Source organism: Gemella sp. 20925_1_85 (assembly GCF_041433735.1).
Classification (GTDB): Bacteria; Bacillota; Bacilli; order Staphylococcales; family Gemellaceae; genus Gemella.
This window is the reverse complement of record NZ_JAPWCC010000003.1, coordinates 53,287-74,562: the sequence shown is the minus strand read 5'-3', so window position 1 is coordinate 74,562 and position 21,276 is coordinate 53,287. Positions and strand designations below refer to the sequence as shown.

Genomic DNA, 21,276 nt, shown 5'->3' with positions numbered 1-21,276 from the left:
AATAATAAATTTCAAAGAAACAATTATTATATCTTAATCTTGCTTAGCTTATCATAAAATCGTACCAATTTTTTCGATAATTCGATTTTTGTAAATCTATTTATTTAACTTTTTTATTTAATAATGGTTTTAGTACAACTCTAAAAATTGAATCTGCTATTATTATACCAACTGCTAAACCTATTGCACCATAAAAACTATTTAAGAAAATCTTTGCAGAATTTCCATATTCATCTAATAATAACGTTCTGAATGCATCATAAATAGTTACTCCAGGTACTACTGGTACTAGTCCTGGAACGAAATATACAGTTACAGGATTTTTAAATTTAATGGCACAAATTTGACCTATATTAGCTAATAATAACGAGCATACTAAACTGGACATAAATACACTATGTCCATGACTCCACATTTCCCAATATCCACACCATCCTATAGCTCCAATTATTCCACCAGTTACCAAAGTTTTTCTTGGAACATCACAAACAATTCCGAAAGATACTGAAGATATAAAGCTAAATATAAAATGATATAGTAGCAACAAGGCATGACTCATTACAGCAAGCATTATACCACACCTCCTAGTAGTCTAACTATATAGTACACAGTAACTATTCCTGCACCTAACGCAAATGCTACACAGAAACTTTCAATAAATCGAATAGAACCAGAAATAAACTGTCTGGCGATAATATCCCTCATCGAATTTGTTATCGTAATACCTGGTACAAGAGGAACTACTGCACCTATCATAGCAAGTCTTAGTGAATGTCCATTTAATAACGCATAGCCAATATAGCCAGCTACACCACCGACAAAAGTACTAATGTACTCAGAAATAAAAGGTGCTTTTAAATAGTCGATAACTTTAATATAAACATAAAATGCTACTGCTCCAGCTATTCCTCCTGGTATAACATCCCAAAAGGTACCATCAAAGATCAAGACAATACTACCACTAAGAACCCCTGAACAAAGAACTTTAAACCAATCCTTTATAGGACTCTTTTCTTCTTGAACTCTTTTTAGTGCCTTATACATATCTGGTAAACTTATTTTTCCTGATGTAAATGCCCTCGATAGCGAATTAACTTCCGATATTTTTGTTAGATTGTAGGTTCTGTCCCCTACTCTTCGGAAATCAGTCCCTAGTTTTTCTATCCTAATAAATATACCAGTAAGAGTAACATGAGTATAATATTCTTCAATACGCTCATCACCAACGCCATGTTTAATGATTCTCTCAAGAGTATCTTCTGTTCTATATACCTCGGCACCATTTTCCATTAATATTTTTCCCGCAAGTAACGCTGTTTTCATCAATAATTTCTCATACATTACTCTTCTCCATTCAAGATTAGGTGTAAAATCAAATTAAATAAAACTGTAAATAATTACACAGTTTTAAAAAATGAGATTCAACTGCATATCTAATCATCTTACCTTCCATAAATAAATTTTAAAATCATTATATCATAAAACCATGTATAAAAACATAGTTTTCAATTATTCAAACTAAAAAAAACACTACATCTATAAATCTCCATAAAACTATTTTAAAAGATTGCTCCTTTTGCGTATTTTGCATGTTAGGATTTTTACGAATCGAAAATTCTAAAAATAAAAACACTGCCTCGCAGTGGTTGTCAGCCAATCACTCATTTCATTCGTTCTCAGTAGAAATATACCAATCATTTCATCGTTTCACTCTTCATTCTTGGTATTCCTTTGTTTAGCTTTCTTCTAAACTTTTTTCGTATATGCTCAAGAAGTAAAGAATAAACCTATTGGGACAACTGTGCGTACGTTGTACGTAAGGATTTCGGCGTGCCTTTGGCACTAGAAATCCAAACGTACAACGCAAAAAAAGACTACCTTGCCTGGTAATCTTTTAAAGTATAATTAGATTTAATTTTTAAAGGGACAAAAGGGTATCCTAGCGATATGCTAGGATACATTAGAGCTAGACGACGTAGCCTTTTCCTACGCATTTCAAGCACTCTTTTGCCAAAAAATTAGTTTAAATTCTTGTTGTATGTGTTGTTTAGTTGTGTGTGTATGTAGTATGTTATTGTTGTATGAAAAATTTTTATTAAACTAATTCTATAATAGCTGTTTCTGCACCATCACCTTTACGTGGTCCAACACGTAGAATACGAGTGTATCCACCGTTACGGTCAGCATATTTAGGTGCTACTTCTTCAAATAATTTTTTAAGAGCTAATTGACTCTTACCTTCTTCAGTTGCTACTGCAACAGGTTGGATGAATTTAGCTGCATTACGTCTTGCTGCTAGATCACCTTTTTTACCTAATGTAATCATTTTTTCTGCTAATGAACGAACTTCTTTCGCTCTTGTAACAGTTGTTTCAATTCTACCGTGTACTAGTAGAGCAGTTACTAAGTTTCTTAACATCGCTTTACGGTGAGCTGATGTACGTCCTAATTTTCTGTAACCCATTAGTGTGCCTCCTTGTTAGTATTATTCTTCTTTGAATCCTAGTTCTAACTCTTGAAGTTTAATTTTAACTTCTTCTAGAGATTTACGACCTAAGTTTCTTACTTTAATCATTTCTTGTTCTGTTTTGTTAGCTAATTCTTGTACTGTGTTAATTCCTGCACGTTTTAAGCAGTTGTAACTACGTACTGATAAGTCTAATTCTTCAATTGTCATTTCTAACATTTGAACTTTATTATCTTCTTCTTTAGCTACCAATATTTCAGCAGCTTTTGCTTCTTCAGACATTTCCATAAATAATTCTAAGTGCGAGATTAGAATTTTTGATGCTAATGCTAAAGCGTCGTTAGCTGTAATTGAACCATTAGTAGTAACGTCTAAGATAAGTTTATCAAAGTCAGTGCTTTGACCTACCCTAGTTTTTTCTACTGTATAGTTAACTTTTGATACTGGTGTGTAAATTGAATCGATTGGAATAACTCCGATTGGTAAGTCACGTTTTTTGTTTCCATCAGCTGGTACAAATCCACGTCCTTTTCCAACGTAAATGATCATTTCAAATTGTCCACCTTCAGATACTGTTGCAATGTGTTGATCAGTATTTACTACTTCGATATCTGAATCGATAGCGATGTCTGCTGCTGTTACAACTGCAGGACCTTTAACACTGATTGATACTTGTTTTTCTTCTTCAGAATGAACTACAAACGCAATGTTCTTAACGTTCATAATGATTTCAGTAACATCTTCTACAACACCTTTAATTGCTTGGAATTCGTGTTGAACTCCTTCAATATCGATGCTTCTTGCTGCTGCTCCTGGTAATGATGAGATTAACATTCTTCTCAATGAATTACCTAATGTAGTTCCATAACCACGTTCAAGTGGTTCAACTACAAAGCGACCAAATCTTTTATCTGATGATTCTTCAATGATTTGAATTTTTGGTTTTTCTATTGCTAACATTATGTTAAACCTCCTAAATTTTGTCTATGTTATTATTATACACGACGACGTTTAGGTGGGCGACATCCATTGTGAGGAACTGGAGTTACGTCTTTGATTGATGTAACTTCTAATCCAGCAGATTGTAATGCACGAATAGCTGCTTCACGTCCTGCACCTGGACCTTTAACTGTTACATCTACATATTTCATTCCGTGTTCCATAGCTTGTTTAGCTGCTGCTTCACTTGCCATTTGTGCTGCGAATGGAGTAGATTTTCTAGAACCTTTGAATCCTAGTGCTCCTGCACTTGACCATGATACTGCATTACCATGTTCATCTGTAATTGTTACGATTGAGTTGTTGAATGTAGAACGAATGTGTGCAACACCATTTTGTATATTTTTTTTCACACGACGTTTACGTGATTGTTGTTTACGAGCCATAGTTGTGTTTCTCCTCCTATCCTAATTATTTTTTCTTGTTCGCAACTGTTTTCTTAGGACCTTTACGAGTACGAGAGTTGTTCTTAGTGTTTTGCCCTCTTACTGGAAGTCCACGACGGTGACGAATTCCTCTGTAACATCCGATTTCCATTAGACGTTTGATGTTTAATGAAACTTCACGACGTAAGTCACCTTCTGTTTTGTAGTTATCTACGATTTCACGAATTTTATCTAATTGATCTTCTGATAAGTCTTTAACTCTCACATCTTCAGAAACTCCAGCTTCTTTTAAGATTTTTTGAGAAGTTTTTAAACCTATACCATATACATAAGTTAGAGATATAACAACGCGTTTTTCACGTGGAATATCTACTCCTGCTATACGTGCCATTAAGTTTGCACCTCCTAATTAATTATCCTTGTTTTTGTTTATGTTTTGCGTTTTCGCAAATCACTAATACTTTACCACCACGACGAATTACTTTACATTTGTCACAGATTTTTTTTACTGATGGTCTTACTTTCATCGTTATTTCCTCCTTGAGTTTATAACTTACTTGAATCTATAAGTTATTCTACCTTTTGTCAGGTCATACGGACTCATTTCTACTGTAACTTTATCACCTGGTAAAATTCTTATATAATTCATTCTGATTTTTCCAGAAACATGAGCTAAAATAATATGACCATTTTCTAATTCTACTTTAAACATTGCATTCGGCAAGTTTTCTACTACTAAACCTTCTACTTCAATGACATCTTTTGCCATACTTTTCCTCCCTGACTATTTCAGTTTGTCTAATATATTTTGTACGTCTTGGAAAACTACTTTGATGTCTTGGTCACCATTAACATTTTCAACTACGCCTTCTTTTTGACTGTAGAAGTCTAAAAGAGGTTTTGTTTGTTTGATGTTAACTTCTAAGCGATTAGCAACTGTTTCTTCGTTGTCATCACTTCTTTGGTATAGTTCACCACCATCATTATCACAAACACCTTCAACTTTTGTAGGGTTGAAAAGTAAGTGATAAGTGTTTCCACATTGTTTACAGATTCTTCTACCTGTTAAACGAGGTAACAGAATAGCTGGATCTACATCGATATTTAGTACTTTATCGATTTTTCTATTAGTTTTTGCTAAAATTTGATCAAGGGCTTCAGCTTGTTCTACTGTTCTTGGAAAACCGTCAAGTAAAAAGCCTTCTTTTGCATCTTCTTGATTCAATCTTTCTTCAACTAATCCTATAGTTACACTGTCAGGAACAAGTTGTCCTTTATCAATATAACTTTTTGCTTCTTTTCCAAGCGGAGTCTCATTTTTAATAGCAGCTCTAAACATATCTCCAGTAGAAATATGCGGAATTGGATAATTCGCTTTAATTTGCTCTGCTTGAGTACCTTTACCCGCTCCTGGTAATCCCATTAAAATAATATTCATCATGATTATTTACCACCTTTTCGTCCTGTAATGAAACTTCTATAGTTCTTCTCTGTTAATTGAGTATTAAGTTGTTTAACTGTCTCTAGCGCTACACTGACAACAATTATTAAACTTGTACCACCAATTTGAACAGATGCTGGTAATTTAGCAATGCTTGTGAATATTGTTGGAAGAACCGAAACAGCTGCTAGGAATATTGAACCTACAAACGTTAGTCTGTATAAAATACCTGTAATGTATTGTTCAGTTTTTTTACCTGGTCTAACCCCTGGAACAAAACTTCCTTGTTTTCTTAAATTATCAGCCATTTTTTCTGGGTTAACTTGCACCATTACATAGAAGTAACAGAACGCAATAATTAATACTACGTATAATGTTAATCCTAGAACATGACTGAAATCGAAATATGATACAATTTTTTGTAACTTTTCGTTATTAGGTGCGAATATCGCAATAGTTCTAGGTAATTGTAAGAATGCGATAGCGAAGATTACTGGGATAACCCCGGCACTGTTCACTTTAAGAGGCAAGTAAGTTGATCTTGCTCCTAACATTCTACGACCTGCTCTCGCTTGAGAGTATTGAATAGGAATTTTACGAATTGCTTCTTGCATATAAACAACAGCAGCAACAATTCCTATAACAATGATTGCTACAATAACAATTTTTAAAATTGCTAATGTAAGGTTCTCAGCATCTTTAATTTGAGATTCATATACTTGAATGAATTCCATTGGTAAACGAGCTATAATACCCGCTAAGATAATGATAGAAACACCATTACCTACACCATATTGTGATATCTGATCCCCTAGCCATAATAATAACGCTGTACCAGCAGTTAATACTAAAGCTACTGTAATGAATCCTATAACAGATGTATCTTTAATTAATCCTTGATACGCGTTATTAAATCCATAAGACATAATAAGCGATTGGATAAATGCTAAGACAATTGCTAAGACTCTTGTTAATTTTTGTGTTTTCTTATGTCCTACTTCACCTTGTTTTGACCACTCAGTTAATGTAGGAATAACATCCATTTGCATAAGTTGAATTACGATAGATGCTGTAATGTATGGCATGATACCCATAGCAAATACAGAAAACTGTTGTAAAGCCCCTCCTGCAAATGTATTAAATATTCCGAATAGTCCAGATGCATCTTGACTTTTAAGAACATCTGCATCTACTCCAGGTATCGGTAAGTAAGAACCGATACGGAATAGGAATATACCAAATAAGGTAAATAAAATTTTGTTACGAGTTTCTTTAACTTTAAATAGATTTAGTGATGCACTAAACATATATTATAGCACCTCGCAAACTCCTCCAGCTGCTTCGATAGCTTCTTTTGCTGAAGATGAGAATTTGTGAGCTTGTACAGTTAATTTTTTCTCTAATTTACCGTTAGCTAATACTTTAACACCTGAAAGTTCTTTTTTAATAACTTTAGTTTCTAATAATAGAGCAGGTGATACTACAGTACCATCTTCAAATTTATTTAAGTCGTTAAGATTTACAACTGCAAATTCTTTTCTGTTTACATTGTTAAATCCACGTTTTGGAATACGTCTGAATAATGGGTTTTGTCCACCTTCAAATCCTGGGCGAACTCCACCACCACTACGTGCTTTTTGTCCTTTTTGACCACGTCCTGAAGTTTTACCATTTCCTGATCCAATCCCACGACCTACTCTGTTACGCTCTTTACGAGAACCTTCAACTGGTTGTAATTCATGTAATTTCATTTAGACTAGCACCTCCTTGTATTAATAATTCTTATTTTTCTTCTACTGTTACTAAGTGTGAAACTTTGTTGATCATTCCACGAATCGCAGCGTTATCTTTGTGTTCTACTGTTTGGTGCATTTTTTTAAGACCAAGAGCTTCTACAACTTTTCTTTGATTCTTTGGACGACCAATAGTACTACGAGTTAGGGTTACTTTTAATGTCATGTTCTTTTCCCTCCTCTTATCCTAATAATTCTTCCACAGATTTACCACGTAAAGCTGCTACGTGTTCTACTGTTTGTAATCTTGTTAATCCTTCGATTGTAGCACGAACCATGTTAACTGGTGTGTTTGAACCTAGAGATTTTGATAAGATATTTGAAATACCTGATAATTCTAATACGGCACGAACTGGTCCACCAGCGATAACCCCTGTACCAGGTGCAGCTGGTTTAATTAATACTGAACCTGCTCCAAATTGTCCGATGATTTCGTGAGGTATTGTTCCATTAACTACTGGTACAGTAATTAAGTTATGTTTAGCAGCTTCAACTGCTTTTCTGATTGCATCTGGTACTTCTTGAGCTTTACCTGTACCAAATCCTACGCGACCATTTTTGTCACCAACTACTACTAAAGCAGAGAAACGGAAACGACGTCCACCTTTAACAACTTTAGCTACACGGCGAATGGCAACTACGCGTTCTTCAAATTCTTTTTTGATTTCTTCTTGACGCATCTACTTATTTCCCTCCTTATTAGAATACAAGTCCGTTTTCACGTGCTGCTTCAGCTAATGCTTTAACACGTCCGTGATATAGGTATCCTCCACGGTCGAAAACAACTTTTTCAATTCCTTTAGTTTTAGCTACTTCTGCGATTAATTTTCCAACTTCTTTAGCTGCTTCTACACTTGATTTAGAAACGTTCTCAAGTTTTAATGAAGAAGCTGATGCTAATGTAACACCTTTAGTGTCATCAATAATTTGTGCGTAAATGTTTGTGTTTGAACGGTATACGTTTAAACGTGGAACTTCTGTAGTTCCTTGAACTTTAACACGTACTCTTGCGTGTCTTTTTTTACGAACTTTATTTTTATCAAGTTTCGTAATCATATTTGAAACACTCCTTTCTGTTATCTATTATTTACCAGTTTTTCCTTCTTTACGGCGAACATATTCACCAACGTAGCGAATACCTTTACCTTTATAAGGTTCTGGAGGACGTACTGCACGAACTTTAGCTGCGTATTGTCCTACTACTTCTTTGTTAATACCTTCGATACTAACTTTAGTGTTTCCTTCAACACCTAATGTAATTCCTTCGATTTCTTCGAATTCAACTGGGTGAGAGTATCCAACACTTAGTACTAATTTTTTACCTTGCATTTGAGCACGATATCCAACCCCGATTAATTCAAGTTCTTTTTTGAATCCAGTTGATACACCTTCAACCATGTTTGCTAAGATAGCACGAGTTGTTCCGTGTACTGTACGGTGACGTTTAGAGTCAGATGGACGTACTACTGTGATTTCACTTCCTTCAATGTTGAAAGTCATGTCTTTATCAAATTGTTGTTTTAATTCACCTTTAGGTCCTTTAACTGTTGCGAAGTTATCAACGATGTTAACTTCAACCCCTGCAGGTATTGTAATAACTTTATTACCTATACGTGACATTTAATTGGCACCTCCTTATAATATTACCAGATGTAAGCTAATACTTCTCCACCTGTGTTATTTTTACGAGCAACTTTATCAGTTACAACTCCAGTTGAAGTTGATACGATTGCTATTCCTAGTCCGTTTAATACTCTTGGCAGTTCATCTGCTTTAGCGTATACACGTAAACCAGGTTTTGAAATTCTTTTAATTCCTTTAATTACTCTTTCACCTTTTGAGTATTTAAGAGTAAGTTTAAGTTTTCCTTGTTTGTTGTCTTCGATGTATTCTACATCTTTAATGAAACCTTCTTGTTTTAAGATTTCTGCAATTTGCTTTTTAATATTTGACGCAGGTAATTCTAATGTTTCGTGTTTAACCATGTTAGCATTACGAATACGTGTTAGCATATCTGCGATAGGATCTGTCATTGTCATTAGGATAAATCCTCCTTTCTTCTACTAATATATTACCAACTTGCTTTTTTAACTCCAGGAATTTGTCCTTTGTAAGCTAATTCACGGAATTTAATACGGCTGATTCCAAATTTTCCAATGTATCCGTGAGGACGTCCAGTAATGCTACAACGATTGTGTAGACGAGCTGGAGCTGAGTTTTTTGGAAGTTTGCTAAGTCCGATGTAATCACCTTTAGCTTTTAATTCCGCTCTTTTAGCTGCATACTTGTCAACTAATTTTTGGCGTTTTAATTCACGCTCTACCATTGCTTTTTTAGCCATGTGTCTTTTACCTCACCTTTCTTATTTTGCGAATGGCATTCCACATTGTGTTAATAACTCACGAGCTTCTTCATCAGTGTTAGCTGTAGTTACTATAACGATGTCCATACCACGTACTTTACTTACTTTATCGTAATCAATTTCAGGGAAAATTAATTGTTCTTTAACACCTAATGTGTAGTTACCACGACCATCGAATGCTTTTTTAGAAACACCGTGGAAGTCACGTACACGTGGAAGTGCTACAGTTACTAATTTATCGAAGAATTCATACATTCTTTCTCCACGTAAAGTAACTTTAGCCCCGATAGGCATACCTTCACGAAGTCTGTAAGTAGCGATTGATTTTTTAGCTCTTGTTACTAATGGTTTTTGACCAGAAATTAAAGCTAATTCTGCTACTGCGTTGTCTAGGGCTTTAGAGTTTTGCACAGCATCACCTACACCCATGTTAATTACGATTTTTTCAATTTTTGGTACTTGCATTACACTGCTGTACTCAAATTTTGTCATTAATTCTTTTGTTATCTCAGATTTAAATTTATCTTCTAAACGAGCCATCTAAAATAGTGCCTCCTTTCTTCAACTATTATTATATTTCTTTTCCTGATTTTACTGCGATACGTACTTTCTTACCATCTTTTGTTTCGAAACGTACTCTTGTCGCTTTTCCAGTTTCAGGATCTTGTAACATTACGTTTGATACGTGAATTGCTGCTTCTTTTTCAACGATTCCACCTTGAGGTGCATCTTGAGAATTCTTAACGTGTTTTTTAATGATGTTAACACCTTCTACAACAACACGATCTTTTTTAGGTTGAGCTTCGATTACTGTACCAACTTTACCTTTGTCTTTACCAGTAATTACTACAACTTTATCACCTTTTTTAATGAACATTTCTTGTTAACCTCCTTCTTTACTGTACTTTTTATATTATAATACTTCTGGAGCTAGTGATACGATTTTCATGTAGTTACCGTCTCTTAATTCACGAGCAACTGGTCCGAAAATACGTGTACCACGTGGGCTCTTATCATCACGGATAATTACACAAGCATTTTCATCAAATTTAATATATGAACCGTCGTTACGACGAGCTCCTGTTTTTGTACGAACGATTACGGCTTTAACTACTTCACCTTTTTTAACAACTCCACCTGGTGTTGCTTTTTTAACAGAACATACAATTACGTCACCAATGTTAGCAACTTTACGTCCTGAACCACCTAGAACTTTAATTGTTAAAACTTCTTTTGCTCCTGAGTTATCAGCCACTTTTAAGCGTGTTTCTTGTTGAATCATGCGCTTTTTGCCTCCTTCTTAGGGTTTATCCTAGTTTTATTAGATTATAACTGCTTCTTCTACTACTTCTACTAAACGGAAGTTTTTAGTTGCAGATAATGGACGAGTTTCCATTATTTTAACGATATCATTTAATTTAGCAACATTGTTTTCATCATGTGCTTTGAATTTTTTAGAATATTTAACACGTTTACCGTATAGAGGGTGTTTTTTGTAAGTTTCTACTAAAACTGTGATTGTTTTGTCCATTTTATCAGAAACTACTTTTCCAACGTAAACTTTTCTATCATTTCTCTCAGTCATGTTTGCCTCCTATATTATTTATTCGCTAATTCTCTTTCGCGAATAACAGTTTTCATACGAGCGATTGATTTTCTAACTTGACTAATACGAGCTGTATTTTCTAATTGACCAGTTGCCAATTGGAAGCGTAAGTTGAAAAGCTCTTCTTTTAATTCTTTGATTTTTGTTTCTAACTCTTGTGAAGTTAATTCTCTAATCATTGATTTGAATTCATTTGTTTTCATTATGCTTCACCACCTGTTTCTTCACGTTTTACAAATTTACATTTAACAGGTAACTTGTGAGATGCAAGTCTTAGAGCTTCACGTGCAACTTCTTCACTTACTCCAGCAACTTCGAACATCACTCTACCTGGTTTAACGATTGCAACCCATCCTTCTACTGCACCTTTACCAGATCCCATACGTACTTCTAATGGTTTTTTAGTGTAAGGCATGTGAGGGAAGATTTTAATCCAAACTTTACCACCACGTTTCATATAACGAGTCATCGCTATACGAGCAGCTTCTATTTGACGAGAAGTAACTCTTGCTGCAGTAGTAGCTTGTAATCCAAATTCACCGAAATCTACTACGTTTCCGCCTTTAGATTTACCTTTTGTTGATTGTCTGTGTTGACGACGATATTTAACACGTTTAGGCATTAACATAAATTAGTTACCTCCTTTTTCAGATTTTCTAGTTGGTAATACTTCACCACGGTTAATCCAAACTTTAACTCCAAGTTTACCATATGTAGTATCTGCTTCTTCGTGAGCGTAGTCGATGTCTGCTCTTAATGTGTGTAGTGGCACTGAACCTTCTGAGTAGTGTTCTGCACGAGCGATATCTGCTCCACCAAGACGTCCTGATACTTGAGTTTTAATTCCTTTAGCTCCTGCTCTCATAGCTCTTTGGATAGCTTGTTTTTGAGCACGACGGAATGATACACGAGCTTCTAATTGACGAGCAATGTTTTCAGCTACTAATTTAGCGTCGATATCAACTTTTTTGATTTCAACTACATTAATGTGTACTCTTTTTCCAGTTAATTTGTTTAATTCTAATCTTAATTTATCGATTTCAGAACCACCTTTACCGATAACCATACCTGGTTTACCAGTGTGTACTGAAATGTTTACTTTCTTATCAAATCTTTCAATTTCTACTTTAGAAACTGAAGCGTCTTTTAATTGTTTACTGATGAACTCACGGATTTTGAAATCTTCGTGTAAGTTAGCAGCGAAATCTTTCTCCGCATACCATTTTGAATCCCAATCACGAATAACTCCAACACGTAAGCCTATTGGATTTACTTTTTGACCCACAGTTTGTAGCCTCCTTTAACTAGTTTAGCTTTTATAATTTCTTAATTTTTATTATTTGTTATCACTTAAAACGATAGTGATGTGACTTGTTCTTTTGTTGATTGAACTTGCAGCACCTTTTGCTCTTGGACGGAATCTTTTAAGAGTTGGTCCTTCATTTGCAAATGCTTGTGATACTACTAAGTCTTCTACATTCATTCCATAGTTGTGTTCAGCGTTAGCAGCAGCTGATTTAATAACTTTAGCTACTGGTAAAGAAGCTGATTTAGTTGTGAATTCTAAAATTCCTAATGCTTCGCCCACTTTTTTTCCACGTACTAAGTCTAATACTAGTCTTACTTTACGAGGAGCGATGCGGACTGTCTTAGCGATTGCTTTTGACTCCATGAATGTGCCTCCTTGATTTTACTAATTTCTAAATTATCTTCTTGTTTTTCTGTCGTCTGCAACGTGACCTTTGTAAGTTCTTGTTGGTGCAAACTCACCTAATTTGTGTCCTACCATATCTTCAGTCACATATACAGGTACATGTTTTCTTCCGTCATATACTGCAAAAGTAAGTCCTATGAATGTTGGGAAGATTGTTGAACGACGAGACCAAGTTTTAATTACTTGTTTCTTTTCTTGTTCGTTCATTTTTTCAACTTTTGCTAATAAGTGGTGATCAGCGAATGGTCCTTTTTTTAAACTACGAGCCATTGTGTTATCTCCTTTCCGATACTTTGCATACTTAAGGCTTTGGTAAAGAGCACTTGCTCCTCACCAACTAACCTTTGTTTAAATTTATTATTTAGTTCTAGCACGTACGATAAATTTGTTTGAACGAGCTTTTTTAGAACGAGTTTTCTTACCAAGAGTAGGTTTACCCCATGGTGACATTGGTGATTTACGTCCGATTGAAGTACGTCCTTCACCACCACCGTGTGGGTGATCGTTCGGGTTCATAACAGATCCACGTACAGTTGGTCTTTTACCTAACCAACGAGTTCTACCGGCTTTACCGATATTTACTAGTCCGTGTTGTTCGTTACCAACTTCACCGATTGTAGCACGGCAAGTTGCTAAGATCATTCTTACTTCTCCTGATTTAAGACGTACTAATACGTATTTACCTTCTTTACCAAGTACTTGAGCACTTGCTCCAGCAGAACGTACTAATTGTCCACCTTTACCAGGTTTAAGTTCGATGTTGTGAATTAATGTCCCTACAGGGATGTTTGCTAGTGGTAATGCATTACCAACTTTAATATCAGCAGTTTCACCAGATACTACGATTTGTCCTACTTTAAGTTCTTTAGGAGCGATGATGTATCTTTTTTCTCCATCTACATAGTGTAATAGAGCGATGTTCGCTGAACGGTTTGGATCGTACTCGATAGTAGCAACTTTTGCTGGTACGTTGTCTTTATTTCTCTTGAAGTCAATAATACGGTATTGTTTCTTGTGTCCTCCACCGTGGTGACGAACAGTGATTTTACCTTGGTTATTTCTTCCCGCTTTTTTCGGTAGCGGCGCTAATAATGACTTTTCTGGTTTGTTAGTTGTAATTTCCGCGAAATCTAATGATGTCATGTTACGACGACCATTAGTTATAGCTTTATATACTTTAATTGCCATTTGTCATTTTTCCTCCTTAATGGTATTTGTTATTCTTAAGCGAATAATCCTTCGATTGTTTGTCCTTCTGCTAACTTAACGATTGCTTTTCTACGTTTGTTAGTGTAACCACCGTATCTTCCAACACGACGGAATTTTGGTTTGTAGTTCATTACGTTTACTTTCTCAACTTTAACTCCGAAGATTTCTTCGATAGCTTGTTTAATTTGAGTTTTGTGAGCGCGTGTGTCTACTAGGAAAGTGTATTTATTTTCTTGCATTAATAAATAACTTTTTTCAGTTAGTACTGGGCGTTTGATAATATCGCGTGCTTCCATTATGCTAATACCTCCCCAACTTTTTCTACTGCATCTTTAGTGAATACAACTTTGTTGCTTCCTAAGATGTCTAATACGTTAAGTCCAGTTGTTTCTACGAATTCAACTCCTGGAATATTTCTTCCTGATAAAACAGTATTTTCTTCTAGTTCAGTAACTACGAATAATACTTTTTTCTCTAGGCTAAGGTTTGATAACATTTCTTTAAAGTTTTTAGTTTTAATTGTATCAAATGATAAGCTTTCTAATGCAAATACTTCGTTAGCTGCTACTTTAGAAGATAAAGCAGAACGTAATGCTAAACGACGCATTTTACGAGGCATTTTGAAGCTATAGCTACGTGGTGTAGGTCCGAATACAATTCCACCTCCACGCCATTGTGGTGAACGGATAGATCCTTGACGAGCACGACCTGTTCCTTTTTGACGCCATGGTTTGCGACCACCACCTGAAACTTCAGAACGTCCTTTTGTTTTGTGTGTACCTTGACGAAGTGATGCTCTTTGTAAAGTTACAGCTTGGAATAAAACGTGTTGATTTGGTTCAATTCCGAATACTGCTTCATTAGCTTCAACTGCACCAACTTTAGTACCGTCTTGTTTAAATAAATCTAATTGTGGCATTATCTAATTTCCTCCTTCCGTATATTTTCCGATTATTTACCAGATTTAACTGCTGATTGGATTTTTACGAAGCTTTTCTTAGATCCTGGAATACATCCTTTAACTAGGATTAATCCATTTTCTACATCTACGCTTACGATTTCTAAGTTTTGAGTAGTAACTGTAACTCCACCCATTTGACCTGGTAATGCTTTACCTTTGAATACACGGTTAGGTGCTACAGGTCCCATTGACCCAGGACGACGGTGGTAACGAGAACCGTGAGCCATTGGTCCGCGGCTTTGTCCATGACGCTTGATTGCCCCTTGGAATCCTTTACCTTTACTTACTCCTGTTACGTCAACTAAGTCCCCTGCTGCAAAAATATCAACTTGGACTTCTTGACCTACTTCATAATTAGCAACTTCTGCATCTCTGATTTCGCGTACGAAACGTTTTGGAGCAGTGTTAGCTTTATCTGCGTGACCTTGTTCAGGTTTGTTCGCAACTTTTACTAAACGGTCTTTACGTTCTTTATCGTAAGGACGTTTATCGTCGAATCCTAATTGGATTGCGTTGTATCCTTCAACTTCTTCTGTTTTCTTTTGTAATACGACGTTACCTTTCGCTTCAACTACTGTTACTGGGATTAATTCTCCATTTTCAGCGAAGATTTGAGTCATACCTACTTTTCTTCCTAAGATACCTTTGGTCATCGAAAGTCACCTCCTATAATTATAATTTTAATTCGATGTCAACACCTGATGGTAAGTTTAAGCTGATTAAAGCGTCAACTGTTTTTTGTGTTGGTTCAATAATATCGATTAGGCGTTTGTGTGTACGTTGTTCGAATTGTTCACGGCTGTCTTTGTAAATGTGAACTGAACGTAAGATTGTGTATACTGCTTTTTCCGTTGGTAATGGAATTGGTCCAGAAACTTTTGCTCCAGAACGTTTTGCAGTTTCAACAATTTTCTCTGCACTTTGATCTACTAATCTGTGATCATATCCTTTAAGACGAATACGAATTTTTTGTTTTGCCATCATTTCTCCTCCTATACATTTATTCGCCGCTATCTAGTAGCGACTTCTCCACGAAAGTTCTCCAGCACGCCATGCCATGGCAAAGCGGCCGGGCGTGTCAGTAACCTTTCGCTTCAACGCAAGTCTTTTTCAAGACCAACATTAATTATTATACATGGTAAAAGCATATATTGCAAGTGTTTTGTTAAAAAAAATTTAAAAAATTTTATGAATATGTTTTCCATTTTTTTATACTTTTTCCTTTAACGAATATAGACTATATTATATAGAAGAAAAAATTTATTTTCCTCCTAAAAAAATAAAAGAACTTAGAGTTTTTTCACTCTAAGTTCTTTTAAATAGTTATTTTACTTTAACGGTAAAATATTGTATTGAATTTCTAGATCAGATGATAATAAATGAGATACTTTACAACGTAGTTTAATATTGTCTAGCACACCTTGTCTATCTCCAGAAGCTAGTTGCTCTTCTGTTCTATCTACATGAACATTAGCTACAATTTTTTTATTATCATAGTCCACAACCAACTCAGTTTCAATTAATAAATCTACTAATTCGTATGCTCTGAAGAAATATCCTTTTGCACACATACTTACACATCCATTGTATGCTGTAGCAAATAGATCCATTGGACCATCTTTACTTTCTTCTATAAACATTTTATATTCTCCACCAAGTGGTGTTGTTGCATATGAAGTAAAACCTTCTTTAATTTTTAAATTAGACGTATACATAACTGTCTCCCTTTGTATATTTGATTTTAAGATTTCTCTTAATAAGTTTATTATACTCTTCTGAATAATTTTTGTACACTATTTGTTCTCAACAATTTCTTTAACTGTTTCTACTAAATCTACATCTTTATATTTATAATCCACTCCTGTGAAATCCATATGTTTTGTAATATCATTTGTTTGTAAAATTAGCGTCGCTCCCGATGCAGCAGCAGCTAACGCACCTGGTCGCGAATCTTCTATAGCTATAACATTATTTATATTAACACCTAACTTTTCAGCTGCCAACAGATAAATATCTGGAGCAGGTTTAGGTGTGACCTTATCTTCTTTTGTAGCTATAACTGATATATATTTTTCAAAACCTTTTCTTTGAAGTCCAGTTTCAATATGTTCTCTTTTACCATTTGAAGCTACGGCCATTTTTATCCCACGAACATGTAAATATTCCATAAGTTCCGCAATACCTGGTAATACCGGCGCATTATGATAATTATCTAGAATACGCTTAGTAATTTCCGCTTCAAACTTATCGTAATCGTCACTAGACATCCCATATCTCTCATTATAGTATTTCTTACTTGTTTCTTCATTCGTTCCTGAAACATTTTTTATATAGTCCATCTTATCTAATTTTTGACCTAATACTTCTTCCGTTAAGTCGCGCATGTTTTCATAGTAAACTTTTTCTGTATCTACTATCGTTCCGTCAAAATCAAATATTACCGCCTCTATTTTTTCCACTTTATTTCTCCTTTTTTCTATTTAAACATATATTTACTATTTTATAATGTATTTAATAAAATTCAAAATTATTTGGACGAATAAAGAGCAACTTTGAAACTGAAACTTCCAATTCCACCTAGTTGCTCTTTTTTTATATTTTTGATATTTATAGAAAAAGTACCATTATATTATTCAAATCTTACTAATTTTTCAGCTTTAATTCTTACAGATAGTCTCCCATCTTTTTCTTTTTTACCTAGTGCGATTAACATCACTGGCACTAAGTTTTCCTCTAACTCAAATAATTCTGCTACTTTATCTCTCATAAATCCACCAATAATATTAGTGTCATACCCTTTAGCATAAGCTATATTAGTAAATTGCATCGTCCATAATCCGCAGTCAAAGTAAACACCTTCTCTATTTTTATCAACTGGGATTTTTTCTAATTGAGGAACCATACCTTGCTCAAAGCCATCTTTAACTTCTTGAGTCATATAACCTTTTTCTACAGCTTCGCCATATATCTCATCAAACTTATTATAGTAGTTCAAGTCTCCTAATACGATAATCATCGCTGCAGAAGTATCATTTTGAATTTTATTATAGTTAGCACTCCCTAACTTCTCTTTTCCTTCCGGAGTATCTACAACGATATATCTCCAAGGTTGTAAGTTACAAGATGAAGGAGCAATATTCGCTTCATCTAACATCTCTATAATTTCTTCACGTTTAATTTTAACATCAGCATCAAAATACTTAACTGATTTTCTTCCTTTTATCACTTCAAAAAACTCTGGACTTTTCTTACCTAATAGTGCATTAAAAAAGTTTCTCACTTATCTTCTCCTTCTATACGTAATTAACTTGATTATTTTACTATACTTGAGAAGTATTATCAAATAAAAGAGCTCATAAAAACCTCATACATTTATCATACATTCAAACAACCATTAATTACCATTTTAAATCAACAAGTTCCATTATTTCTTTATACGAGGTATCTACTTTATCTTTCATCCTATCATCTAGTTTATCTCGATGTTTTCCACCTTCGATAAAATCTTCTAACACCATAATTTTATAATCATATAGTTCCTGTCCATTCATAACTCTATTATTAGGCTTCGAATAAACCAAAGTTGGATGAGCTTTTACAGTTTTCACTATAGTTTTATCTTTATCCTTCTCAAACGTGACATTCATCAATAAACCTCTCTCCGTCCATTTATTCCCTAATCTCTCTAATCGTTGATCAGAAATAAAGTTACCCATAGAATAAATTATGAACTTTTTATCACCATCTTTTTCTATAGTTTCCGCAGGCTCAATAACATGAGGATGTCCTCCAAAAATTACATCAGCTCCCCAGTCAATCATCTTATGATAAAGAGCCTTTTGTTGCTCTGTAGGTTCTAGCTTATACTCTACCCCCATTTGTGGCATTACTACAGTAACATCCGCTTCTCTTTCCGCTCTTTGTATCTCTTCTTTTATCTTCTCTTCATCAAGATCTGATAGATAATCATCATATTGCTCAGGTGTTAGATTTACATCCATACCATTAAATCCATAAGTGTAGGCTAGTATTGCTATTTTAATACCATTAACCTCTTTTATAAGAATCTTATCTTCTGAACGTTTCTTCTCAGTATGGACTCCTATAGTATCTATTCCTCTATCTTTAAAAGCCTTATTCGTATATTGCAGTCCATATAAACCCGTATCCAATATATGGTTATGTGCCAAATCAACAACATCATATCCTGTATCTTTTATCGCATCCGCAATCTCAACCGGTGCATTAAACATAGGATACCCTCCAATTGGATGACGATCATTAATGGTACCTTCATAATCCCCAATCGCTAAATCAGCGCCTTCTATCCAAGGTTTAACATACTCAAAATATGGATTAAAGTCATAACCTCCATCGTCTTTTTTAGCAGTATAGAACAATGCAGCGTGAACTAGAATATCTCCATTAGCAACAACTCGCGCCGTCTTTACACCTGAGTTTTTCTTTAGAAAATCCCCTTCTTTATCAGATAATGTCAAAAAATAAATACCAATGAATATTCCACAAACACTTAATATCCCCAATAAATACACTAATACTTTCCTCAATACTTCACTTCCTCCAAACTAAATTAAAAATACTTTCTTACATAACAACAAGTAGCCAATATCATATCAATCAGCTACTTGCCTTAAACAATAATTTTATATCGTAATGATAATGTGTTCCTCTTACACATAATCGAATTTTCCATTATAAAATTTATCATAATTCTCTATTTCCCTAATAATATATCCAAGATCATCTGTGGTTTAGTTACCATAAGAAGATGATCTGACTCCTCTATTTGCGTATAACTCATTCCTATTAACTTGAAGTAAGAAAAAACTGAAACTTTATTAAACACAGTCCTACTTCTTTTTAATAGTTCTAAATTATCTACCCCCGCATACAAAGATAAATAATCATACTCTGTTTGCGAGCTCGGCCTTACCATATATTCACTACCTTCTTTTATGAGTTTTTTAAGAATTAACTCCACTAAAAACTCATCCCTCATCTCTTCTACACTAAGTGTCTTTGATAGATATTCTTCTTTACTAGTGAACTTTATCTCTGGTTCAAAATATGTTTTTAACACCGATTCAGGAGGTATAGGTTCTAAGCCCTCAATGATAATTAAATTAACACCATCAAGGTATTCACTAAAAATCTCTAAACCGTTAAGTAAAACGACCGTACCATAAGAAGCAGTTACAATATAACCTCCTCTTTTTACTTGCGTCATTTTATTTAAAAGTACCTGCTCAATTTCTTTTTTTGATATAGATTTAAAACTCTCTTCGGTAAATTCAATAAAATCAAAGGTTTGGTCTGGCATATTTTCTAAGACTCTCGCCCAAATACATCTATCCCAACCTAGTGGATTAATAAACAAGATATCTGTCATAGTAATCATCCTTTCAAATATCTATACTAAAATCCTAATTCGTCACCAAAATCCTCTAATTTATTTACAAGTATCGCCCCCTCTTTAATGTACTCGTTCATTGCATAACTCATCTTATCGCCAAATTTTCCCGGTAGGCAGAATACATCAGAACCTACATCTAAGGCGAAATCCACCGTTCTCTGTGTACCACTCCTTTTTGCTGCCTCAGTTACTAAAAGAGCACTAGAAAGACCAGCGACAATCCTATTTCGTTCTAGAAATTTATATTTTCTTATAGGCGAAGCCGGAAAATACTCAGATATGATAAGATGGTTTCGTTCTAGCTCCTTATAGAGCTTATAACTTTTTTCCGGATAAATAATGTTGTGCCCATGAGCTATTACACCAATAGTGTATCCTTTACTTTTTAAAGCTCCCTCATGAGCAAGGCTATCAACACCTGTAGCAAGACCACTTACTATTACAAAATTATTCATCACTAAATACGGTACTATACTATCGAGAGCTTCTTTCGAATATGAAGTATTATTTCTACTGCCTACTATAGAAATCTTTCTCCTAAACAGCAGCAGATCTTTATTACCTCTATAAAAGATAACGTACGGATAATCATAAACCCTAAAAAGTTCCTTAGGATAGTAAACATCATCACAAAACATATACTTGACATTATAAAATTCAAAATAACTCTCGAAATCAAACTCCATATTATTATGAAGTTTGGTATAGATTTCCTCAGCATTACTTCCAAAATATACAGCTAACTCTGGTATAGATAAATCCAAAATCTTCTCTATACCATTTAAATCATTAAATACCCTATGTAATTTAAGCGTAGTAACCTTCTCAATTGCTACTAAAGAAAGTAGCACTCTTTTTTGTTCTTCTGTAAAATTCCCACTATACTCCCCCATAGTTTTATCCT

The 21,276-nt window shown here is 34.5% G+C and carries 37 protein-coding genes; all 37 read right to left on the bottom strand.

Annotated features, from left to right (window positions below):
- Nucleotides 1-100: 100 nt before the first annotated feature.
- A complete protein-coding gene (locus O3884_RS01775) occupies nucleotides 101-571 on the bottom strand; it encodes a threonine/serine exporter family protein (RefSeq protein WP_371451280.1) in 471 nt (156 codons plus the stop codon).
- Nucleotides 571-1,341, bottom strand: coding sequence for a threonine/serine exporter family protein (locus O3884_RS01770; protein WP_371451279.1), 771 nt, complete (start codon nucleotides 1,339-1,341; stop codon nucleotides 571-573). The genes O3884_RS01775 and O3884_RS01770 overlap by 1 nt, the downstream gene beginning before the upstream one ends.
- A 754-nt stretch (nucleotides 1,342-2,095) precedes the next feature.
- Nucleotides 2,096-2,464, bottom strand: coding sequence for a 50S ribosomal protein L17 (gene rplQ, locus O3884_RS01765; protein WP_003144119.1), 369 nt, complete (start codon nucleotides 2,462-2,464; stop codon nucleotides 2,096-2,098).
- 21 nt (nucleotides 2,465-2,485) lie between these two features.
- Complete coding sequence (locus O3884_RS01760) at nucleotides 2,486-3,427, bottom strand: DNA-directed RNA polymerase subunit alpha (protein WP_003144079.1); 942 nt, start codon at nucleotides 3,425-3,427, stop codon at nucleotides 2,486-2,488.
- Nucleotides 3,428-3,462: 35 nt separating this feature from the next.
- Nucleotides 3,463-3,852 (bottom strand): 30S ribosomal protein S11, encoded by a 390-nt coding sequence (rpsK, locus tag O3884_RS01755; protein ID WP_003144405.1) that lies wholly within the window; start codon nucleotides 3,850-3,852, stop codon nucleotides 3,463-3,465.
- Nucleotides 3,853-3,877: 25 nt separating this feature from the next.
- The gene (gene rpsM, locus O3884_RS01750) at nucleotides 3,878-4,243 is read right to left on the bottom strand and encodes a 30S ribosomal protein S13 (protein ID WP_060914797.1); all 366 of its coding nucleotides are present in this window, start codon (nucleotides 4,241-4,243) and stop codon (nucleotides 3,878-3,880) included.
- A 22-nt stretch (nucleotides 4,244-4,265) separates the two neighbouring features.
- Nucleotides 4,266-4,379 carry a 50S ribosomal protein L36 gene (rpmJ, locus tag O3884_RS01745; protein WP_003144208.1) on the bottom strand — a complete coding sequence of 38 codons (114 nt, stop codon included), beginning with the start codon at nucleotides 4,377-4,379 and terminating at the stop codon, nucleotides 4,266-4,268.
- A 26-nt stretch (nucleotides 4,380-4,405) separates the two neighbouring features.
- A complete protein-coding gene (infA, locus tag O3884_RS01740) occupies nucleotides 4,406-4,621 on the bottom strand; it encodes a translation initiation factor IF-1 (protein WP_003144387.1) in 216 nt (71 codons plus the stop codon).
- A gap of 15 nt (nucleotides 4,622-4,636) precedes the next feature.
- On the bottom strand, nucleotides 4,637-5,290 hold the full coding sequence (locus O3884_RS01735) for an adenylate kinase (RefSeq protein WP_294683240.1): 654 nt from the start codon (nucleotides 5,288-5,290) through the stop codon (nucleotides 4,637-4,639).
- A gap of 5 nt (nucleotides 5,291-5,295) precedes the next feature.
- On the bottom strand, nucleotides 5,296-6,600 hold the full coding sequence (gene secY, locus O3884_RS01730; RefSeq protein ID WP_371451278.1) for a preprotein translocase subunit SecY: 1,305 nt from the start codon (nucleotides 6,598-6,600) through the stop codon (nucleotides 5,296-5,298).
- Nucleotides 6,601-6,603: 3 nt separating this feature from the next.
- Nucleotides 6,604-7,044, bottom strand: a complete 441-nt coding sequence (gene rplO, locus O3884_RS01725; protein WP_003147635.1) for a 50S ribosomal protein L15 — start codon at nucleotides 7,042-7,044, stop codon at nucleotides 6,604-6,606.
- A 31-nt stretch (nucleotides 7,045-7,075) separates the two neighbouring features.
- Nucleotides 7,076-7,252 (bottom strand): 50S ribosomal protein L30, encoded by a 177-nt coding sequence (gene rpmD / locus O3884_RS01720; RefSeq protein WP_003144406.1) that lies wholly within the window; start codon nucleotides 7,250-7,252, stop codon nucleotides 7,076-7,078.
- 16 nt (nucleotides 7,253-7,268) lie between these two features.
- The gene (gene rpsE, locus O3884_RS01715) at nucleotides 7,269-7,766 is read right to left on the bottom strand and encodes a 30S ribosomal protein S5 (RefSeq protein ID WP_003144191.1); all 498 of its coding nucleotides are present in this window, start codon (nucleotides 7,764-7,766) and stop codon (nucleotides 7,269-7,271) included.
- A 19-nt stretch (nucleotides 7,767-7,785) separates the two neighbouring features.
- A complete protein-coding gene (rplR, locus tag O3884_RS01710; RefSeq protein WP_003147634.1) occupies nucleotides 7,786-8,142 on the bottom strand; it encodes a 50S ribosomal protein L18 in 357 nt (118 codons plus the stop codon).
- Nucleotides 8,143-8,169: 27 nt separating this feature from the next.
- Entirely contained in the window at nucleotides 8,170-8,706 is a 537-nt protein-coding gene (rplF, locus tag O3884_RS01705) for a 50S ribosomal protein L6 (protein ID WP_371451277.1), read from the bottom strand.
- A 23-nt stretch (nucleotides 8,707-8,729) separates the two neighbouring features.
- A complete protein-coding gene (gene rpsH / locus O3884_RS01700; protein WP_060914795.1) occupies nucleotides 8,730-9,125 on the bottom strand; it encodes a 30S ribosomal protein S8 in 396 nt (131 codons plus the stop codon).
- 32 nt (nucleotides 9,126-9,157) lie between these two features.
- The gene (gene rpsN / locus O3884_RS01695; RefSeq protein ID WP_003144337.1) at nucleotides 9,158-9,427 is read right to left on the bottom strand and encodes a 30S ribosomal protein S14; all 270 of its coding nucleotides are present in this window, start codon (nucleotides 9,425-9,427) and stop codon (nucleotides 9,158-9,160) included.
- A gap of 21 nt (nucleotides 9,428-9,448) precedes the next feature.
- Nucleotides 9,449-9,988 (bottom strand): 50S ribosomal protein L5, encoded by a 540-nt coding sequence (gene rplE, locus O3884_RS01690; protein ID WP_003144426.1) that lies wholly within the window; start codon nucleotides 9,986-9,988, stop codon nucleotides 9,449-9,451.
- Nucleotides 9,989-10,019: 31 nt separating this feature from the next.
- Nucleotides 10,020-10,325, bottom strand: coding sequence for a 50S ribosomal protein L24 (rplX, locus tag O3884_RS01685; RefSeq protein WP_003144415.1), 306 nt, complete (start codon nucleotides 10,323-10,325; stop codon nucleotides 10,020-10,022).
- Between the two features lie 36 nt (nucleotides 10,326-10,361).
- Entirely contained in the window at nucleotides 10,362-10,730 is a 369-nt protein-coding gene (gene rplN, locus O3884_RS01680; protein WP_003144098.1) for a 50S ribosomal protein L14, read from the bottom strand.
- A 39-nt stretch (nucleotides 10,731-10,769) separates the two neighbouring features.
- Nucleotides 10,770-11,033 carry a 30S ribosomal protein S17 gene (rpsQ, locus tag O3884_RS01675; protein ID WP_003144356.1) on the bottom strand — a complete coding sequence of 88 codons (264 nt, stop codon included), beginning with the start codon at nucleotides 11,031-11,033 and terminating at the stop codon, nucleotides 10,770-10,772.
- 14 nt (nucleotides 11,034-11,047) lie between these two features.
- Entirely contained in the window at nucleotides 11,048-11,257 is a 210-nt protein-coding gene (gene rpmC, locus O3884_RS01670; protein WP_003144404.1) for a 50S ribosomal protein L29, read from the bottom strand.
- Nucleotides 11,257-11,682 carry a 50S ribosomal protein L16 gene (gene rplP, locus O3884_RS01665; RefSeq protein WP_003144099.1) on the bottom strand — a complete coding sequence of 142 codons (426 nt, stop codon included), beginning with the start codon at nucleotides 11,680-11,682 and terminating at the stop codon, nucleotides 11,257-11,259. Before rplP ends, rpmC begins: the two co-directional genes overlap by 1 nt.
- 3 nt (nucleotides 11,683-11,685) lie before the next feature.
- On the bottom strand, nucleotides 11,686-12,339 hold the full coding sequence (rpsC, locus tag O3884_RS01660; protein WP_371451276.1) for a 30S ribosomal protein S3: 654 nt from the start codon (nucleotides 12,337-12,339) through the stop codon (nucleotides 11,686-11,688).
- A gap of 51 nt (nucleotides 12,340-12,390) precedes the next feature.
- Nucleotides 12,391-12,726: a 50S ribosomal protein L22 gene (rplV, locus tag O3884_RS01655; RefSeq protein WP_003144105.1), complete on the bottom strand. Its 336-nt coding sequence runs from the start codon at nucleotides 12,724-12,726 to the stop codon at nucleotides 12,391-12,393.
- A gap of 33 nt (nucleotides 12,727-12,759) precedes the next feature.
- The gene (gene rpsS, locus O3884_RS01650; RefSeq protein WP_003144310.1) at nucleotides 12,760-13,038 is read right to left on the bottom strand and encodes a 30S ribosomal protein S19; all 279 of its coding nucleotides are present in this window, start codon (nucleotides 13,036-13,038) and stop codon (nucleotides 12,760-12,762) included.
- 87 nt (nucleotides 13,039-13,125) lie between these two features.
- On the bottom strand, nucleotides 13,126-13,956 hold the full coding sequence (gene rplB / locus O3884_RS01645) for a 50S ribosomal protein L2 (RefSeq protein ID WP_294683200.1): 831 nt from the start codon (nucleotides 13,954-13,956) through the stop codon (nucleotides 13,126-13,128).
- Nucleotides 13,957-13,991: 35 nt separating this feature from the next.
- The gene (rplW, locus tag O3884_RS01640) at nucleotides 13,992-14,273 is read right to left on the bottom strand and encodes a 50S ribosomal protein L23 (RefSeq protein WP_003144216.1); all 282 of its coding nucleotides are present in this window, start codon (nucleotides 14,271-14,273) and stop codon (nucleotides 13,992-13,994) included.
- Nucleotides 14,273-14,896, bottom strand: a complete 624-nt coding sequence (gene rplD, locus O3884_RS01635) for a 50S ribosomal protein L4 (protein ID WP_048802796.1) — start codon at nucleotides 14,894-14,896, stop codon at nucleotides 14,273-14,275. The genes rplW and rplD overlap by 1 nt, the downstream gene beginning before the upstream one ends.
- Before the next feature lie 32 nt (nucleotides 14,897-14,928).
- Entirely contained in the window at nucleotides 14,929-15,591 is a 663-nt protein-coding gene (gene rplC, locus O3884_RS01630; protein ID WP_003144195.1) for a 50S ribosomal protein L3, read from the bottom strand.
- Nucleotides 15,592-15,610: 19 nt separating this feature from the next.
- Complete coding sequence (gene rpsJ / locus O3884_RS01625; RefSeq protein ID WP_003147624.1) at nucleotides 15,611-15,919, bottom strand: 30S ribosomal protein S10; 309 nt, start codon at nucleotides 15,917-15,919, stop codon at nucleotides 15,611-15,613.
- A 347-nt stretch (nucleotides 15,920-16,266) separates the two neighbouring features.
- On the bottom strand, nucleotides 16,267-16,653 hold the full coding sequence (locus tag O3884_RS01620; RefSeq protein WP_371451275.1) for an OsmC family protein: 387 nt from the start codon (nucleotides 16,651-16,653) through the stop codon (nucleotides 16,267-16,269).
- A gap of 78 nt (nucleotides 16,654-16,731) precedes the next feature.
- Nucleotides 16,732-17,397: an HAD family hydrolase gene (locus O3884_RS01615; RefSeq protein WP_371451274.1), complete on the bottom strand. Its 666-nt coding sequence runs from the start codon at nucleotides 17,395-17,397 to the stop codon at nucleotides 16,732-16,734.
- A gap of 170 nt (nucleotides 17,398-17,567) precedes the next feature.
- Nucleotides 17,568-18,218, bottom strand: coding sequence for a nitroreductase family protein (locus O3884_RS01610; RefSeq protein WP_371451273.1), 651 nt, complete (start codon nucleotides 18,216-18,218; stop codon nucleotides 17,568-17,570).
- 118 nt (nucleotides 18,219-18,336) lie between these two features.
- Nucleotides 18,337-19,506 carry a CapA family protein gene (locus O3884_RS01605; protein ID WP_371451272.1) on the bottom strand — a complete coding sequence of 390 codons (1,170 nt, stop codon included), beginning with the start codon at nucleotides 19,504-19,506 and terminating at the stop codon, nucleotides 18,337-18,339.
- Between the two features lie 167 nt (nucleotides 19,507-19,673).
- A complete protein-coding gene (locus O3884_RS01600) occupies nucleotides 19,674-20,348 on the bottom strand; it encodes a hypothetical protein (RefSeq protein WP_371451271.1) in 675 nt (224 codons plus the stop codon).
- A 26-nt stretch (nucleotides 20,349-20,374) separates the two neighbouring features.
- Nucleotides 20,375-21,265 carry a DNA-processing protein DprA gene (gene dprA / locus O3884_RS01595; RefSeq protein ID WP_371451270.1) on the bottom strand — a complete coding sequence of 297 codons (891 nt, stop codon included), beginning with the start codon at nucleotides 21,263-21,265 and terminating at the stop codon, nucleotides 20,375-20,377.
- Nucleotides 21,266-21,276 lie beyond the last annotated feature (11 nt).

Bases quoted from the DNA above. Each gene is read 5' to 3' on its own strand.
- rplD (WP_048802796.1), bottom strand. From the start codon at position 14,896: ATGCCACAATTAGATTTATTTAAACAAGACGGTACTAAAGTTGGTGCA.
- rpsN (WP_003144337.1), bottom strand. From the start codon at position 9,427: ATGGCTAAAAAAGCAATGGTAGAGCGTGAATTAAAACGCCAAAAATTA.
- O3884_RS01760 (WP_003144079.1), bottom strand. From the start codon at position 3,427: ATGTTAGCAATAGAAAAACCAAAAATTCAAATCATTGAAGAATCATCA.
- O3884_RS01775 (WP_371451280.1), bottom strand. From the start codon at position 571: ATGCTTGCTGTAATGAGTCATGCCTTGTTGCTACTATATCATTTTATA.
- rplN (WP_003144098.1), bottom strand. From the start codon at position 10,730: ATGATTCAACAAGAAACACGCTTAAAAGTGGCTGATAACTCAGGAGCA.
- rplF (WP_371451277.1), bottom strand. From the start codon at position 8,706: ATGTCACGTATAGGTAATAAAGTTATTACAATACCTGCAGGGGTTGAA.
- rpsK (WP_003144405.1), bottom strand. From the start codon at position 3,852: ATGGCTCGTAAACAACAATCACGTAAACGTCGTGTGAAAAAAAATATA.
- rpsS (WP_003144310.1), bottom strand. From the start codon at position 13,038: ATGGCTCGTAGTTTAAAAAAAGGACCATTCGCTGATCACCACTTATTA.
- rpsQ (WP_003144356.1), bottom strand. From the start codon at position 11,033: ATGACTGAGAGAAATGATAGAAAAGTTTACGTTGGAAAAGTAGTTTCT.
- rpmJ (WP_003144208.1), bottom strand. From the start codon at position 4,379: ATGAAAGTAAGACCATCAGTAAAAAAAATCTGTGACAAATGTAAAGTA.
- O3884_RS01620 (WP_371451275.1), bottom strand. From the start codon at position 16,653: ATGTATACGTCTAATTTAAAAATTAAAGAAGGTTTTACTTCATATGCA.
- rpmC (WP_003144404.1), bottom strand. From the start codon at position 11,257: ATGAAAACAAATGAATTCAAATCAATGATTAGAGAATTAACTTCACAA.
- rplX (WP_003144415.1), bottom strand. From the start codon at position 10,325: ATGTTCATTAAAAAAGGTGATAAAGTTGTAGTAATTACTGGTAAAGAC.
- O3884_RS01735 (WP_294683240.1), bottom strand. From the start codon at position 5,290: ATGAATATTATTTTAATGGGATTACCAGGAGCGGGTAAAGGTACTCAA.
- rplB (WP_294683200.1), bottom strand. From the start codon at position 13,956: ATGGCAATTAAAGTATATAAAGCTATAACTAATGGTCGTCGTAACATG.
- rplO (WP_003147635.1), bottom strand. From the start codon at position 7,044: ATGAAATTACATGAATTACAACCAGTTGAAGGTTCTCGTAAAGAGCGT.
- rplV (WP_003144105.1), bottom strand. From the start codon at position 12,726: ATGGAGTCAAAAGCAATCGCTAAGACAGTCCGCATCGCTCCTCGTAAA.
- O3884_RS01600 (WP_371451271.1), bottom strand. From the start codon at position 20,348: ATGACAGATATCTTGTTTATTAATCCACTAGGTTGGGATAGATGTATT.
- rplQ (WP_003144119.1), bottom strand. From the start codon at position 2,464: ATGGGTTACAGAAAATTAGGACGTACATCAGCTCACCGTAAAGCGATG.
- rplR (WP_003147634.1), bottom strand. From the start codon at position 8,142: ATGATTACGAAACTTGATAAAAATAAAGTTCGTAAAAAAAGACACGCA.
- rpmD (WP_003144406.1), bottom strand. From the start codon at position 7,252: ATGACATTAAAAGTAACCCTAACTCGTAGTACTATTGGTCGTCCAAAG.
- rplP (WP_003144099.1), bottom strand. From the start codon at position 11,682: ATGTTAATGCCTAAACGTGTTAAATATCGTCGTCAACACAGACAATCA.
- O3884_RS01770 (WP_371451279.1), bottom strand. From the start codon at position 1,341: ATGTATGAGAAATTATTGATGAAAACAGCGTTACTTGCGGGAAAAATA.
- rpsH (WP_060914795.1), bottom strand. From the start codon at position 9,125: ATGACAATGACAGATCCTATCGCAGATATGCTAACACGTATTCGTAAT.
- rpsJ (WP_003147624.1), bottom strand. From the start codon at position 15,919: ATGGCAAAACAAAAAATTCGTATTCGTCTTAAAGGATATGATCACAGA.
- rplW (WP_003144216.1), bottom strand. From the start codon at position 14,273: ATGGAAGCACGCGATATTATCAAACGCCCAGTACTAACTGAAAAAAGT.
- infA (WP_003144387.1), bottom strand. From the start codon at position 4,621: ATGGCAAAAGATGTCATTGAAGTAGAAGGTTTAGTAGTAGAAAACTTG.
- rpsE (WP_003144191.1), bottom strand. From the start codon at position 7,766: ATGCGTCAAGAAGAAATCAAAAAAGAATTTGAAGAACGCGTAGTTGCC.
- rplE (WP_003144426.1), bottom strand. From the start codon at position 9,988: ATGGCTCGTTTAGAAGATAAATTTAAATCTGAGATAACAAAAGAATTA.
- secY (WP_371451278.1), bottom strand. From the start codon at position 6,600: ATGTTTAGTGCATCACTAAATCTATTTAAAGTTAAAGAAACTCGTAAC.
- dprA (WP_371451270.1), bottom strand. From the start codon at position 21,265: ATGGGGGAGTATAGTGGGAATTTTACAGAAGAACAAAAAAGAGTGCTA.
- rpsM (WP_060914797.1), bottom strand. From the start codon at position 4,243: ATGGCACGTATAGCAGGAGTAGATATTCCACGTGAAAAACGCGTTGTT.
- rplC (WP_003144195.1), bottom strand. From the start codon at position 15,591: ATGACCAAAGGTATCTTAGGAAGAAAAGTAGGTATGACTCAAATCTTC.